This is a genomic window from Streptomyces sp. NPDC001351 (assembly GCF_042896045.1).
GTDB lineage: Bacteria > Actinomycetota > Actinomycetes > Streptomycetales > Streptomycetaceae > Streptomyces.
Genome location: NZ_JBIAWS010000027.1, coordinates 47,463 through 61,920, shown reverse-complemented (window position 1 = coordinate 61,920; position 14,458 = coordinate 47,463). Strand labels below are relative to the sequence as shown.

The following is a 14,458-nucleotide window of genomic DNA, read 5'->3' as shown; positions in this document are numbered from 1 at the left end:
CGGGCCCCCCGCGCCGGCCCGGCGCGCGCGGGCGGGGCGGGGGGGGGGCCCCCCGGGGGGGGGGCCGGGTGCCCCCGGGGGGGGGGGGGGGGCCCCCCCCCCCCCCCCCCCCCCCCCGCGACCTCGACGAGGCCTTGCGCAACGCCGTACGCGACGCACTCACCCTCCTCACAGACCGGTACGCCGCCCCCGGCCCCGTCGGCCTCGCCCACCCCGGCACGGCCGCCGACGTCCCTGTCTCCCGTGTGGTCGACATCGTCAAGGGCGTCCACGGCCGCATCTCCAAGGCGGACCTGGTGTGCTGAACCGTTGCCGGGTCCGCCGTCGGTCAGTCGCTCCCGGAAGCCGCCTTCCCCAGGGTGCCGCTGCCGTCGAAGTAGAAGTCCTCTCCGACCATCAGCCCGTCGCGGAACGGGATGACGATGACCGCCCTCGTCGTCTGCACGTAGACGTCCTCGGCCGTTCCCCCGTCCGGCAGGGGCACTCCCGCCTCGGCCAGCGCCGCGCCGGGTAGCCGGAACCGCGTGTAGCCGTCCCAGGCGATGGCGTCATCGTTGATGAAGAAGTGCTCGACGTCGACTTCGAGGGCGTCCATCTCCAGCGTGCCGTTGGCCATGTTCGCGAGGTAGTTCGCGCGCACCACGTCCCTTTCGATGACCCGGCCGCCCTGCCGCTCGACCATCTCGGGGTCGCCGTAGTTGTGGTAGACGCAGTCCTGCACCAGCGTCGCCATCGTCCGGTCGATGTCGTGATCCCGCACTTCGGCGACCGAGTGCTCGATCAGCAAGTCGATCATCGCGGCATGCTTCGGATTCTGTGTCGCCGCCTTCTGGGCCTCGAGAAAATCGACGAACCTCGTCATGTCCGGCAGGCGAGCCCCCGTCGGCGTCGCTTCCTTCTGCTGTTCAACAGTCGCCATGATCTCCTCCTTGAGATCGGTTGAGCCACGTTTCCAAGACGCTCCGGCCCTCGCGGACCGGGATGCGGCGATCGTCAGTTCGGCCACGAGCCGTCGACGGACAGGTCGCCATGGCCGGCCTTGCGGGTGGTCTTGGGGTCCGGATCGGGCCATCCGCCCAGGTGCAGGTGCATCGTGCTGGCGGCCGTGATCACCTCGATGAAGTACGGGCCGTCCGCGGCGATCGCGCGCCGGATCGCCGGCACGAGTTCGTCCGCCTTCTCCACCCGCTCCCCCGGCACGCCCAAGCCCTGGGCGACGGCGGTGTAGTCGGTCTCGGGAAGGTCGGTCCAGTGCGTGAACGGTATCGAGCCGGGGCCCCCGTGCTCGCGGCCGCGCCGGCCGCCGTAGAGACCACCGTTGTTGAGGACGATGCTGATGACCCTGAGATTGCGCTCCGCGAGCACCGAGAGTTCGCCGCAGTCGTAGTAGAAGCCGGCGTCGCCGCCGACGCTGACGACCAGGCGGTCGGGCGCGGCGAGTTTGGCGCCGATCGCCACCGGGAGCGAGGACCCGAGCGCCGCGTAGTGGAAGCCCAGCGGAGCCGCGAAGCCGTCCGGATACTTCGACTCCCGGTACACCATCCCCGGCACCGGGAACCCCTCGTCGTTGACGAAGACGGTCCCGGCGGGGACCTCCTCCGAGAGGATCTGGCCGATCGCGGCCGGCATGATCGGGTCGGTGCCGACGAAGGACTTCAGCGTCTCAGTGTAGGAGTCCTTCGCCGTGGCGATCTCGGCTGTCCGCGCTTCGTCCGCGCGGTGCCGGCTCTCCGGGCCGGAAGCCCGCAGTTGGCCGTTGAGCTGGGCGAGGAACGTCTTCGCGTCGGCGACGACGCCCAGCGTGGGCTGGAAGATCCGGCCCAGCTGGGACTGCTCGATGTCGACGTGCACGACCTTCTCCGGCTTGGCGAGGGACCACGACAAGGTGGCCGTCTGGGAGAAGGAGAACCCGACCGCGATCCACAGGTCGGCCTCCTCGGCCACCTTGGTGCCGGTTCCGAAGTACCCCCAGCCGCTCATGTCGCCCGCGTAGAGCGGGTGGTCGTCCGGCAGCACCGCACGGCCGCCCGCCCCGCTCGACACCACCGGAATGCCGGTCGCGTCGACGAACCTGCGCAGTTCGCCGGTGGCGTCGGCGAAATGTATGCCCGCTCCCGCCAGGATCACGGGTCGCTCGGCGGCCTCGATCAACTCCAGCGTCCGCCGCACGCTCGCCTCGCCCGCCGCAGGGGGTTCCGGCAGCGTGAGCGGCTCGGTCCTGACCGTGGTCCGCTGGTACATCGCGCCCTGGGTGAGGTCGAGCACCGCGGGGCCGAACTTGCCGGTGCTCGCCGCGAGCACCGCCTGCCGGACGGCCAACGGCAGGTCCTCGCCGTCGACGACGCGTTTGATGTACTTCGACAGCGGCTTGAACGCCGGGAACAGCTCGGTCGCGTCCTGCAGGATGTCCCGCATGTCCCACGCCGCGGCGCTCTCGACCAGCATCAGCACCAGGGGTGTGGAGTCGAGCTTGGCCGCGTAAACGGCCGGCGAGGCGTGCAGCGCGCCGACGCACCAGGTGAGCGCCGCGGAGGCGGCCCGCCGCTTCACGCGGTTGTAGCCGTAGGACATCCACGCCGCGGACAGCTCGTTGCGCGCGTTGAAGTCCTTGATGCCGTGCGCGATGATGCTGCGCTCCAGGCTCGTGGACACCCCGCCCGTGTAGCCGAAGACGTACTCGATCCCGGACGCGGTGAGCGTCTCCGCGACCGCGACGGATCCTTCCCGGAACGGTACCCGTGCGCCCGATCCGACGCGCACGCCTTCCACCGGGGCCCGCTCCTTGAACGCCCCGAATCCCAGCTCGACGCGGCCCAGGAGAAGGTCGCCGTCGACATCGGCCTCGAAGCGCAGCGGGACCGGGTTGGCGCCGACGGCGACGGTCCACGACAGGCTCCGCCCGTCGACGGTTCCCTCGCCGGTGCCCGAGCCCTCCGGGTTCTCGAACCGCACCGCCAGCGCGTCGCCGTTCCGGGTGAGGGTGAGCACACCGCTCTGGGGCGGCAACGCCCCCGGGCGCACGGTGAGATCCCACTTGCCGTCGATCTGCGTCGCGGCCTCGTCAGCAGCTGTCATCGAAAAACTCCTCCACGTGCCTTGTAGCGGCGGATCTCAGGAACCGGCGGTGCCCCGTAGCCGGTCGCGCAGCTCACCGCGGCGGATCTTCCCGGACACCGTCTTGGGCAGCTCGGTGACGAACCGGATCTCGCGCGGGTACTTGTACGGCGCGGTCAGGCGCTTCACGTGCTCCTGCAACTCCTCGGCGAGCTGCGGTGAAGGCTCGGTGCCAGGACGCAGGAGCACGAACGCGGTGACGATCTGCGTACGAGCGGGGTCGTCCTGCCCGACGACCGCGGCCTCGACGACGGCCGGATGTTCCACGAGCGCCGATTCCACCTCGAACGGGCCGATGCGGTACCCCGAGGAGGTGATCACATCGTCCTGACGGCCTTCGAACCAGAAGTAGCCGTCCTCGTCACGGCGCGCCCGGTCGCCGGTGTAGTACCAGCCGTGCCTGAACGCGGCCGCGGTGGCGTCGGGATCACGCCAGTAGCCGGCGAACAGCCCGAGCGGACGCTCCGGTTCGACATGGATGGCGACATGGCCCTCCTCGCCGACGGACACACGGGTGCCGTCGTCGTCGACCACGTCGACGTCGAACCCGGGAACCGGTTTGCCCATCGACCCGTTGCGCACCGGCAGGCAACGGAAGTTGGCGAGCACGTTGACCGTCTCGCTCTGGCCGTAGCCGTCGTGGACGACGAGCCCGCGCGTGCCGTCCTCCCAGATCCGGATCACCTCGGGGTTGAGCGGCTCCCCGGCCGAGACGCAGTGGCGCAGCCTGGAGAGGTCATGGCGCGCGAGATCGGCGACGACCAGCGAGCGGTACAGGGTCGGCGGCGCACAGAACGTCGTGACCCCGTGCCGGGCCAGGGTGTCGAGGATCAGCTCGGGGTCGGACTTGCCCAGGTCCATCTCCAGGACGGTCGCGCCCTGTGCCCACTGCCCGAAGAGCTTGCTCCAGGCCGCCTTCGCCCATCCCGTGTCCGACAGGGTCCAGTGCAGGTCCCCGGGCCGGAGATCCTGCCAGTAGCGGGCCGTGACCGTGTGGCCGAGCCCGAAGCTCGCCTGGGTGTGCGCGACCATCTTGGGGTACGCGACCGTGCCGGACGTGAAGTAGATGAGCATCATGTCGTCGGCGGCGGTCGGGTCGGCCGGCGTCGGCGCGTCCGACGCCCGCGCCAGCAGATCGTCCATCGTGTGCCAGCCGGCGGACGGCGCGGGACCGACGGCGATGCGGTGCGCGAGCGCCGGAAGACGTTCGGCGATCTTGTCGATCTTGACCGCCCCGTCGCCGTCCGTGATCGCCGCGACGGCTTCCGACCGGTCGATCCGGTACTCGATGTCACGGGACGTCAGCTGCGGCGTGCCGGGAACGGGGACGGCGCCGATCCGGATCGCGCCGAGCATGGCGATGTACCACTCGGCGATCCGCGGGAGCATCACGAAGATCCGCTCGCCCCTGCCGACCCCCAGCCCGGAGAGAGCATGGCCCATCCGCCGGCTCGCCCGGCTGAGTTCGCGGAAGGTGAACGACGTGGCGACGGCGCCGTCGCGGCGCAGCGTCACCAGGGCGAGATCGTCCGGGCTGTGCTCCGCCCGGCGCTCGAGGATGTCCAGGACGGCGTTGAACCGCTCCGGAACATCCCAGCGGAACCGGGCCCGCTCGGCGTCGTAGTCCGTCATGTTGGGTACGGCATCCCGTCCCGGACGTGTCACCGACATACGCTATCCCTCTTTCCCGCGCACTCCCAACTGGCTGCGGCGATCCGAGATTCGCCCGGCCGGTCCCTCGCCGTAAACCCTCCAAAGGGAGCGCCCGGTGACCTACCTTCGGACGCTGGTGGCGGTCGGAGCGGGGCCCTTAGCGTCGCAGCGTCGTCCCCCGGCCGGCTCGGGCACCATGTGCGGCTTCGAGAGCACCGTCGTGCGTCCGCGCCCGGGGGCTTCGTCAACCCCAACGTCACCGTGGAGGACGGATGAGCGCCGACGAGTTTCGTTTCGACGGTCGTGTGGCGATCGTGACCGGCGCGGGCAGCAACCCCGGGCTCGGGCGGTCGTACGCGCTGCTGCTGGCATCAAGGGGCGCCAAGGTCCTGGTCAACGACCTCGGTGTCGGGCCCGACGGACGCGGGCAGATCGGCCCCGGCGTCGAGGCGGTGGTCGAGGAGATCCGCAAGGCGGGCGGCGAGGCCGTCGCCGACGGCCACTCCGTGGCGGAGCGGGACACGGCGCGGGCGATCGTGGACGTCGCCCTCGACACCTGGGGCCGCGTGGACATTCTGATCAACAACGCCGGCATCGCCCCGTTCGCGACCTTCGACGAGATCACCGACCAGGACATCGAACGGGTCATCGGCGTGCATCTCATGGGCCACATCTGGATGTGCCGCGCCGCATGGCCGCACATGGCCGCCCAGAACTACGGGCGCCTCGTCAACGTCAGCTCGGCCGTCGCGCTGGGCGGGCTGCCCACCCAGTCGATCTACTCCGCCGCGAAGCTCGGCATCGTGGGACTGACCCGCTCGCTGGCGGCCGAGGGAGCACGGCACGGGATCACGGCGAACGCCATCGCGCCGTACGCGGACACCGTGGCACTGCAGACCATGCTCGCCGAGGAGACCCGCAAGCAGAGGCTGGACTCCGGGCTGACCACCGAGGTCGTCGCCCCGGTCGCGGCATGGCTCGCCCACGAGGACTGCACGGTCTCCGGCAAGGTGATCGAAGCAGCCGCCGGCTCCGTCAGCGAGGCGTTCCTCAGCCACACCACCGCGACACAGCCCAACCCGGACCTCACGATCGAGGACCTGCCGGCCGCGATGAAGCAAGCGCTCGACCGCTCGGCAACGGTCCCGTATCCCGAAGGTGGCGACTTCATGTACGACATCGTCAAGCCGTACGAAACGACACCACGGACCGCGTGAGCGAGAGCAGCAGATGCCCGGCGCAGGCGGATGCCGTCCGGTTCGCCGCGCCCGGTGTGCGCGTGTTCGCATGGTGACGGCGGGCGGCTTGCCGCCCGCCGTCACCATGCGTCAGCATCCGGACTCGCTCTGTCAGGACGACCCCAGTGCCTCACTCCAGCGCCGCCACCACAGGCGCTGGTTCCGCTCGCCGAAAGCCGTGGCGGTGGCCACGCCGGGCCCGATCCAATCGGCCAAGGGCTCGTACGCGCTCGTCCCTTCCAGCCCCATCTGCAAGTTGAGCTTCATGTCCCTACGGGCGAACGGGGAGCGCCCCACCATGGGGCCGCCGCGCCAGACGACGGTGTCGTCCTGCTCGAAGATCCCCGAGGGGCTGAAGCCCAGGACGGCGGCGTCGTACGAGGCCTGGTTGAACTCCGGCGGCGCCGCGTTCCACACCAGAGGCCAGTTCCACAGCTCGAACTCCTCGGGCCCGCGCGGCTGCCACTGTCGCAGGCAAGTGAAGGTCGCCGGTGGCCGGCCCAGTTCGGTCGACGTGGCAGCCTTGATGAGAGACAGGTTCGGGAAGATCGTGAACCCGACCACCGAGTACCGGGACTCCAGGAACTCACGCTGGTCGGCGGCGAACCGCGTGAGATCGAAGGTCGAGGTCACCTGGGGCGGGTAGCCCATGATCCCGTAGTGCGGCTCGGGCAGGGGAGCCGGGATGACGAGGAGCCCATGCCCGCCTTCGAGAGTGATCTGGAAATTGCTCGTGGCCGACCTCCCGATGTCGGGGGCGAGACCGATGTCTTCGATCGAGCGGTGCGCGGACTGCACGTGGTAGGCGTCGCCGACGAAGTTCTCGGCTCCCGACTTCCAGTTGGCCGGCACGATCCAGCGGTGCGGATCGCCGGCCACCCTCATCCCCTGTTCGTTGAGGTCGAACAGCACGTCCAGGTACCAGCACATGTCGCCCAGGTACTCACGCAGCGGCACCGCATCCGGGTCCAGGCAGGCGAAGATCAGCCCCTGGTAGCTGTCCACCTGAGGCGCCTTCCGCAAGCCCCAGCTCGCCGCGTCGATCTTGGGATAGGCCTTGGCGCGGAAGGGCGCGCCGTTCCATTCACCGGAGTTCTTGTAGATCCAGCCGTGATACGGACACCGGAAGTGCGACGTGTTTCCCTTCTCGGCCCGGCACACCGGCGAGGCACGGTGCACGCAGTTGTTCAGAAGCAGCTGGATCTCGCCGTTCTCGTCGCGGACCAGGATGAACTGGTCCTCGCCGACATAGCGGAGCACGTAGTCTCCCGGACTGGGAATCTCCGAGACATGTCCGACGAAAACCCAGCACCGTGTGAAGATCTGGTCCAGCTCGGCACGATGGAGATCTGGGTCGTTCAGCGCCCGTGGCGACAACACCCCTTGCTCCAGGTCCTTTTGGACCTCCGAGAGGAAAGTCTGCATCGAACCGTTCAGCGAACCGTAACCGCCAGTTCCGGCCTGCTGGTCAGCAGACACCATAAGAGCCTCCTCGCGTTCACTTTCTCCATGTGCCCGGTCGAAATATGTCCGGCCGAAATGCGCCCGGTCGAACAGGGTGATTCGTCGAAATTCCGGGCGACAGCTTCGCCGACGCTAACCTGCCGATCCACGGGTGTAACCCCTTCAAAGGAAGCAACCTGTCCCCGACCTTTGGACGCTGTTCGCCGTCAGGGCGCGGCCATACAGTCGGCTTCGACCGACGTCAGCGCTTTGCGGCCGGTGACGAGCAACGGGTCGCCGGCAGGGAATGAGTGACATGAAGGTACTGGTGGACCACACGAGGTGTCAGGGTTACGGCAACTGCGTCGTCGCCGAGCCGCAGGTGTTCGATCTCGATAACGACGGGTTCGTCCAACTCCAGCGCCAGGATCCCCCGGAGGAGCTGCGGGCCGGGGTGCGGGATGCCGTCCGCGCCTGTCCGGCGCGTGCGCTGGACCTGGAGGACTGACGATGTCCCACCGTCGGCGCGTCGTCGTGGTCGGTGCTTCGCTGGCGGGCGTCCGCACCGCCGAGACCCTGCGGGATCGCGGCTTCGACGGCGAGGTCGTGCTGGTCGGGGCGGAGGAGCACCTGCCGTACGACCGTCCGCCGCTGTCGAAGGCCGTGCTTGAGGGCCGGGCCTCGCTGGACGACATTCAACTGCTGTCCGGCGACCAGGGGGCCGCGCTCGACCTCGACCTGCGGCTCGGAAGCAGGGCGCGCGCCCTGGATCCGGTCGGAAAGGCACTGGAACTCGATGACGGCGAAACGCTGGGATATGACGAACTGGTGATCGCCACCGGCAGCGCACCGTGGATGCCGCGCGACTGGGACCTGTTCGAAGGTATCCACCCCCTGCGCACGGTCGACGACTGCCTCGCGATCCGGTCCGCGCTGCAGGGCTCGCCGCGCGTCGCCGTCGTCGGGGGCGGCTTCATCGGCTGCGAGGTCGCGTCAGCCGCCAGCCGGCTCGGGTGCGATGTGGTGCTGATCGAGCCGCTCGCGGCTCCGATGGCGCGCGTGCTCGGTTCCGAGATCGCTCGCGCATGCGCCGAGATCCCCATGGACGCCGGAGTGCGGCTGGTCTGCGGCACGGCGGTCGAGGGGTTCGACGGCGGTGCGCGCGTGGAGCGGGTGCGCCTCAGAGACGGCCGCATGATCGAAGCCGACCTCGTCGTCGTGGGCATCGGCGCACGGCCGGTGACCGACTGGCTCGCAGGGTCCGGCGTGGACATCTCCGACGGAGTGCTGTGCGACGACCGCTGCGCCGCGTCGGTCCCCGGTGTCTACGCGGCGGGTGACGTCGCCCGCTGGTTCAACCCGCTGTTCGAGCAGACGATGAGGATCGAACACTGGACGAACGCGTCCGAGCAGGGGGCGTTCGTCGCCCGTGCCCTCCTCGACGGCCGGGCGTCCGGCAGCTATGGGCCGGTCCCCTTCGTCTGGTCCGAGCAGTACGGCGCCAAGTTCGAGATCGCGGGAGTCCCGCAGCCGACCGACCGGATCCGGATCGTCGAGGGATCGGTCGCCGAGCGGCGGTTCGTGGCGCTCTACGAGCGCGATGAGCGGTTGACGGGCGTGGTCGCGCTCAACTCGACGCGGAGCATGCTCAAGTTCCGGCGTCTGCTTGCTCGGAGTGGATCACATGCCGAGCGGGTCGACGCCTCATCCATATCTCCTTGAATCTTCTTGAACCTTCTCGGACCTTCTTGAACCCTCTTGACCTGGCGTGAAAGGCGATGCGATGACGGTGGAGCAGACAAGTACAGGTACAGCTCTGGTGGGTGCGGAACTGGAGCGAACCTGTACGCAGTTTCTGTACCGGGAGGCCGAACTCCTGGACGAGTCCGACTACTCCGGCTGGTTCGGCACCTGTCTGTCGGAGGATCTCGAGTACCTGATCCCGATCCGGACGACGCGAGAACGCTCGGCGGGAATCTCGGAGTTCAGCAGGGAGGCCTTCCATATGAAGGACACCTACGCGTCCATGCGCCTGCGCGTCGACCGACTGCTGACGGAACATGCGTGGGCCGAGGACCCGCCCTCGCGCACCCGCCGTCTCGTGACCAATGTCCGGGTGCGCGAACTGGCGCCGGACGAGGTGGAGGTGAAGAGCTACCTGATGCTCCACCGCTCCCAGTGGGACACCGCCGACTACGACCTGCTGGTGGCCGAGCGTCAGGACGTACTGCGCTCGGAGGCCGGCGAGTGGCGCCTGCGGCGGCGCGAAGTGCTGCTCAACCACACGGTCCTCGGTACGGCCAACCTCGGCGTCTTCCTCTAGGCGGGGTGGCCATGTCCGAATACCAGTACAGCGACGACCCGCCGATCCAGGTCTCCAACGAGTTCGCCGACGTACGTGTCAGAAAGGTCCACACCCGCAACGGCGAGCGACTGGAGATCCACGCCCACCGGCGCGGGTACCGGATCCTGCTCGACGCCGTCGAACTCGAGAGCCTCACCTGGCAGACCGCGGAGACGTTCTCCGGCTTCCTGCGCGGCTCCGTCGGGCGGGACGCGGAAGAGGAGTGACACGTGCCCTTACGGACGTGACGCCCCGGACACCGGCCGGCCTTCGGCGGAAAACCCGGTCACGCACCCAGTGCACCGGGCACGACAAGCCCGAGTTCGTACGCGCGGACGACCGCCTCCAGCCGGGAGGACGCGTCCAGCTTGTGCAGAAGGCCGGTCACATATCCCTTCACGGTCGTCTCGGAGAGACACAGCTGTTGCGCTATCTTGCGGTTCGAGCAGCCGTGTGCGAGAAGCGTGAGCACTTCCTGTTCCCGGTCGGTGAGCCTCGTCGCCGCTTTCGCCTCATAACGCCTGCTGACCTCCGGGGCGATCTCCCTGGCGATCCGTGGGTCTATCACGAACTGTCCCGCCAGGAGCGCCCGCAGGGCGGCGCCGACATTGACTTCTGACGTGTCCTTCAGGAGACACCCGTTCGCTCCGGCGGCGAAACACGCGTGAATGACCGAGGGGTCGTCGAAGGCGGTGAAAATGACGATGACGACGTCCGGAAGCAACTCACGCAGTTCCTGGCACAGTTCGTCCGGCGGCATGGACCCGGGCATCCGGGCGTCCAACAGGATCATCTCCGGACGCTTGTCGTGAGCGAGAGCGAGAGCCGTTGTCGCGTCTTCGGCTTCGAAGATCTCGCATTCTCCCAGATGGGAGGTCACAACCGCGCGCAGTCCGCGGCGCGCCACCGGATGGTCGTCGACAAGGAGCACTCTCATCCGACCGCCAGATCGTTGTACGGAAGATCGAGCTGAAGCACGGCGCGACCGGTCGAGACCGTCCTGAGCCGGAGTGAACCTCCGAGCCGCTCCGCTCGTGTGCGCAGTGTGCGGATACCGGTCCCGGTTCCCGTCTCCGACGTTTTCCCAGGGGTGTTCGGCGGGGTGTCGACGCCCAATGCCCTGACCACGAGCGAGAGTCTTCCCCCGGTGTGGACGATCTCCACACCGACGAAAGCAGCGTGCCCGTGCTTCACGGCGTTGCGCATCCCTTCGACCGCCGTGTCGATCACCAGCCGGGCGATGTGTTCCGGCACGCGTTCGAAGGTGCCGCGTCGCACAACGCGCACCATGCAACCGGTGGCCTTCTCCAACAGGCGGAGTTCGCCGTCGAGTTGTGCGTCGAAGGCGAGGTTCTCAGGATCGCGGTGAAGTTTGAGGAGCGTGTCGCGCAGCTCGCGGCGCGCGTCCGCCGCCGTCGTCTCGATCTCCTCGATCGCGTCGACGAGGCCTGCCGGGTCGACCTGGGCACGAGACGCCTGAGCGACGGCGCCGATCGTGAACAGCCGTTGTGCGACCGAGTCGTGGAGCTGGTTGGCGAGGCGCTCCCGCTCGCGCAGTCGGACGAGCTCGAGTTCCATCTCGCGCGCGCGAATCTGTTCGAGCCCCACCGAGACGAACGCGCCGAGCTGTTCGAGAACTGCGACCGCACGGTGGCCGAGCACTCCCTCGGCATGCGCACCGGCGTACAGCAGCGCCTCGACACCCGCGGGGCCGAGCACGGGGACACAGGCGACCGCTCGCAGCCCCTCTCCGCGCGCCACGATCTCGACGAAGTCGCGACTGATGTGTGAGTCCGTCGCGTAGTCCGCGACGATCATGGGACGTTCCCGCGCCAGGACCTCGCCTCCGAGCCCGGTGTGCGGGCGAACGACGATGCTGCTCCACCGCGGGTCGCGAATCCCTTTCGCCGAGGCGATGGGGAATTCCGTGGAACCGGACCCGACCGCGGCAAAGGCGACATCAGAGCCCAACGTGTCTCGCGCCACGTCAACAGCGGCCTGGACAACGGCCGCCGGCGTACGCTGCAGTGCGATGGCTTTTACTGGCGCGTGATTGTCCATGACGTACCGCTCTTCTGCAGCCACGTTGCTGAATGACGGCAACGTAACACAGCGCGGACTAGCTGACCATGGAGCGGTAACCGGCCGAAAGTAGGGCCCAGTTACTTCCTTCGCAGGTGTTACAGCGGCAGGACCTGACCTTACGGTCGTGCGTGTCGCCGGGATCCTGCCGGGGCCCTTAGCGAACGAAGCGCACGCGGCGCACGAGGCGCACGAGGAAAGCGCACCGCTCTACGAACAAACACGCCGTCTTCGTGGTCGCGGCCGGCATGCGGTGGAATATGAGGAAGGGGCACGGAACATGCGGCTCATGCCTTACGGCGGGATCGGCTGATGACGATCATCGCTCTTGAGGAGCACTTCAGCACGCAAGCCCTTCGGGATGCGAACGCGGATCATCCCCTGCTGCGGAAACCCCAGGTGCGAGACCCCCACGACGGCCTCGCCGGAGCGGGGTTCTCGGGGGTCGGCGAGCAGACACTCGCGCGCCTCCTCGATCTGGGCGAGCAGCGGCTGGCGGACATGGACGCGGCAGGCATCGATGTGCAGGTTCTCTCACAGACCACGCCGGGCACGGAGGGCCTGAACGCGAGCACGGCTGTGCGGCTCACGGCCGAGGCCAACGATGTCGCGGCCGAGGCGATCGCCGTCCGCCCGGACCGCTTCGCCGGGTTCGCCACCCTCCCGACACCCGATCCCGGCGCGGCCGCCAAGGAACTCGAACGGGCCGTCGGCAGCCTGGGGTTCGTCGGGGCGATGACGAACGGACACGTCAACGGACGGTATCTCGACGACCAGTTCTTCTGGCCGATCTTCGAGGCCGCCGAGGCGCTGGCCGTCCCTGTCTACCTCCACCCCGGTTACCCGCCCCAGGCGGTGGTGGACGCGTGTTACTCCGGCTTCTCCCCGACGGTCAACGCCGCTCTTGCCTCCGGAGCATGGGGATGGCACGTCGACACCGGCCTCCACGTGCTCCGGTTGATCCTCGGCGGCGTGTTCGACCGGTTCCCGCGCCTGCAACTCGTCATCGGCCACATGGGCGAGGCGCTGCCGTCGATGATCTGGCGTGCGAACTGGATACTGAGCGGGACCAGCGGCCTCCAGCGGCCGGTTCAGGAGTACTTCACCGAGAACATCTACGTCACCACCAGCGGCGTCTTCGACCACGCCCCGTTCGCCGCCGCCGTGCACGCCCTGGGTACCGATCGCATCCTGTTCTCCGTCGACTACCCCTACAGCAGCAACGACGAAGCCCGCGCGTTCCTCGACGCCCTTCCGGTCAGCTCTCCGGACCGAGAGAAGATCGCGCACCGCAACGCCGAACGGCTGCTCAGGCTCGGCGACCGGACACGAGGCCGGAAGGGGGTTCAGAGCCTGGCTTGCAGCACCCCGCCCTCACCGGTCAGCCGCAGGCCCTGATTCCGGGCCCGGTCGGCCGGCATCCCGATCACCTGGTCGTCCGACACCGACTCCGCAGCCGGAGCGACGGCCGGCTCCTCCATCTGACGTCGTCCTGCCAGGAGTTGGGGAGGCAGCGAGGTCGGGGTGGGTACCACCATCAGCGAGCGTTCCGCCGCGGTGCCGGACACCAGGTGGCTGGCGATGGGGAAGGTGGCTGAGGCGCCGATGGTGGCGAGGGCGAACGTGGCCAGGCCGGACACCGCCGACTTCGACCGAGCGCCCGTGCGCTGACTTCCTTGCTCCTCCCCCGCGTTGAGGGCCGTGGTCGCGGGGCGGTGTCGCAGGCTGGGGCCGTCCGGGGTCGGCGCAGAAGGAACCGTGGCTCGGTCGGCTCCGGGCGGCCACTGCCGTGCGGTTCCCGGCGGTTACGCGGTGGCGTCGGCCTGCGGGGGCGCGGCGAAACCGGCCTGCGGGGTCAGCTCCACCGGGTGGGCCAGCTCGACGCGGTCACGCCGGGTGTACAAGTTCCAGTAGTGCTCGGCGAGTTCGTCCGGGTGGACGACGGGGAACTCGATGCCGGTGTCCGGAAGGTCGATGTCGCCCTTGGTGGCCGCCTCGTACGACTCGCTGCCGGTGATCAGGGCGGCGATGGTGAGGGTGCCGGCGTAGACGCCGGTACCGGCGAGTTCGCCGTTGAGCGCGTAGACGTAGTTGCGGGCGGCGGACATCACCGGGCCCGGGCCGCTGATGTGAGGCACACCCTGCACCGCCGTGTAGCCGGTGGTCATCAGCAGGGCGCCGTCGCCGCGTTCGGTCAGCTCCGGCAGTACGGCGCGGAACACCTCCACCGGCGTCAGGAGGAGCACCCGGGAGATCTTTTCCAGAGTGGCCGCGTCCAGCTGCGCGGCCGGGCTGAAGGCCTGGTCGGCGCCGATCGGCCCGTACTCGACGACGTCGATCCGGCCGAAGTGGTCGCGGATGGCGTCCACCAGGGCGGGAACCCCCGCGGGGTCGGACAGGTCGGCGGGGAAGGCGGTGGCCTCGACGCCCTCGTCGGCGAGTTGTGCGACGAGGGCGTCGAGCCGCTCCTTGCGGCGGGCCACCAGGGCCACGCGGAAGCCTTCCCGGCCGAAGCGGCGGGCAACGGACAGGCCCAGGCCGGTGCCGGCACCGAAGACGGCGATGACTTTGGACATGGGAATTC

15 protein-coding genes are annotated in these 14,458 nt (G+C 68.9%); 7 read left to right on the top strand and 8 right to left on the bottom strand.

Annotated features, from left to right (window positions below; all coding sequences use genetic code 11):
* Positions 1 to 134: 134 nt before the first annotated feature.
* Positions 135 to 305 carry a hypothetical protein gene (locus tag ACFY1U_RS49705; RefSeq protein ID WP_390700722.1) on the top strand — a complete coding sequence of 57 codons (171 nt, stop codon included), beginning with the start codon at positions 135 to 137 and terminating at the stop codon, positions 303 to 305.
* A gap of 23 nt (positions 306 to 328) precedes the next feature.
* Here ACFY1U_RS49705 and ACFY1U_RS49700 read toward each other — a convergent pair whose 3' ends face one another.
* The 3 genes from ACFY1U_RS49700 to ACFY1U_RS49690 are packed head-to-tail and all read right to left on the bottom strand — an operon-like array spanning position 329 to position 4,746.
* Entirely contained in the window at positions 329 to 1,006 is a 678-nt protein-coding gene (locus ACFY1U_RS49700; protein ID WP_390700721.1) for a hypothetical protein, read from the bottom strand.
* Entirely contained in the window at positions 994 to 3,075 is a 2,082-nt protein-coding gene (locus ACFY1U_RS49695; RefSeq protein ID WP_390700720.1) for a thiamine pyrophosphate-binding protein, read from the bottom strand. Before ACFY1U_RS49695 ends, ACFY1U_RS49700 begins: the two co-directional genes overlap by 13 nt.
* Before the next feature lie 36 nt (positions 3,076 to 3,111).
* Positions 3,112 to 4,746 (bottom strand): acyl-CoA synthetase, encoded by a 1,635-nt coding sequence (locus tag ACFY1U_RS49690; RefSeq protein WP_390700719.1) that lies wholly within the window; start codon positions 4,744 to 4,746, stop codon positions 3,112 to 3,114.
* A 293-nt stretch (positions 4,747 to 5,039) separates the two neighbouring features.
* Here ACFY1U_RS49690 and ACFY1U_RS49685 point away from each other — a divergent pair, with 293 nt between their 5' ends.
* On the top strand, positions 5,040 to 5,984 hold the full coding sequence (locus ACFY1U_RS49685) for an SDR family NAD(P)-dependent oxidoreductase (protein WP_390700718.1): 945 nt from the start codon (positions 5,040 to 5,042) through the stop codon (positions 5,982 to 5,984).
* A 132-nt stretch (positions 5,985 to 6,116) separates the two neighbouring features.
* Here the strand turns inward: ACFY1U_RS49685 and ACFY1U_RS49680 are convergent, their stop codons facing one another.
* Positions 6,117 to 7,430 (bottom strand): Rieske 2Fe-2S domain-containing protein, encoded by a 1,314-nt coding sequence (locus ACFY1U_RS49680; RefSeq protein ID WP_390700724.1) that lies wholly within the window; start codon positions 7,428 to 7,430, stop codon positions 6,117 to 6,119.
* 334 nt (positions 7,431 to 7,764) lie between these two features.
* Between ACFY1U_RS49680 and ACFY1U_RS49675 the strand changes: the two genes are divergently transcribed.
* From ACFY1U_RS49675 to ACFY1U_RS49660, 4 genes are all read left to right on the top strand, one after another.
* Positions 7,765 to 7,956, top strand: coding sequence for a ferredoxin (locus tag ACFY1U_RS49675; protein ID WP_390700717.1), 192 nt, complete (start codon positions 7,765 to 7,767; stop codon positions 7,954 to 7,956).
* Positions 7,957 to 7,958: 2 nt separating this feature from the next.
* Complete coding sequence (locus ACFY1U_RS49670) at positions 7,959 to 9,170, top strand: NAD(P)/FAD-dependent oxidoreductase (protein WP_390700716.1); 1,212 nt, start codon at positions 7,959 to 7,961, stop codon at positions 9,168 to 9,170.
* Positions 9,171 to 9,231: 61 nt separating this feature from the next.
* Positions 9,232 to 9,771, top strand: coding sequence for an aromatic-ring-hydroxylating dioxygenase subunit beta (locus ACFY1U_RS49665; RefSeq protein WP_390700715.1), 540 nt, complete (start codon positions 9,232 to 9,234; stop codon positions 9,769 to 9,771).
* Positions 9,772 to 9,782: 11 nt separating this feature from the next.
* Positions 9,783 to 10,019 carry a dihydrodiol dehydrogenase gene (locus tag ACFY1U_RS49660; protein WP_390700714.1) on the top strand — a complete coding sequence of 79 codons (237 nt, stop codon included), beginning with the start codon at positions 9,783 to 9,785 and terminating at the stop codon, positions 10,017 to 10,019.
* 59 nt (positions 10,020 to 10,078) lie between these two features.
* On the opposite strand, the gene ACFY1U_RS49655 is transcribed toward ACFY1U_RS49660, so the two are convergent.
* Both ACFY1U_RS49655 and ACFY1U_RS49650 read right to left on the bottom strand, forming a co-directional pair.
* Positions 10,079 to 10,729, bottom strand: a complete 651-nt coding sequence (locus tag ACFY1U_RS49655; protein WP_390700713.1) for a response regulator — start codon at positions 10,727 to 10,729, stop codon at positions 10,079 to 10,081.
* Positions 10,726 to 11,877: a GAF domain-containing sensor histidine kinase gene (locus ACFY1U_RS49650; RefSeq protein ID WP_390700712.1), complete on the bottom strand. Its 1,152-nt coding sequence runs from the start codon at positions 11,875 to 11,877 to the stop codon at positions 10,726 to 10,728. The genes ACFY1U_RS49655 and ACFY1U_RS49650 overlap by 4 nt, the downstream gene beginning before the upstream one ends.
* Before the next feature lie 309 nt (positions 11,878 to 12,186).
* Between ACFY1U_RS49650 and ACFY1U_RS49645 the strand changes: the two genes are divergently transcribed.
* Positions 12,187 to 13,272, top strand: coding sequence for an amidohydrolase family protein (locus ACFY1U_RS49645; protein ID WP_390700711.1), 1,086 nt, complete (start codon positions 12,187 to 12,189; stop codon positions 13,270 to 13,272).
* On the opposite strand, the gene ACFY1U_RS49640 is transcribed toward ACFY1U_RS49645, so the two are convergent.
* Together ACFY1U_RS49640 and ACFY1U_RS49635 are read right to left on the bottom strand one after the other, a co-directional pair.
* The gene (locus ACFY1U_RS49640; protein WP_390700710.1) at positions 13,221 to 13,514 is read right to left on the bottom strand and encodes a hypothetical protein; all 294 of its coding nucleotides are present in this window, start codon (positions 13,512 to 13,514) and stop codon (positions 13,221 to 13,223) included. The genes ACFY1U_RS49645 and ACFY1U_RS49640 overlap by 52 nt on opposite strands.
* 165 nt (positions 13,515 to 13,679) lie before the next feature.
* Positions 13,680 to 14,450 carry an SDR family NAD(P)-dependent oxidoreductase gene (locus tag ACFY1U_RS49635; RefSeq protein ID WP_390700709.1) on the bottom strand — a complete coding sequence of 257 codons (771 nt, stop codon included), beginning with the start codon at positions 14,448 to 14,450 and terminating at the stop codon, positions 13,680 to 13,682.
* Positions 14,451 to 14,458: the final 8 nt, after the last annotated feature.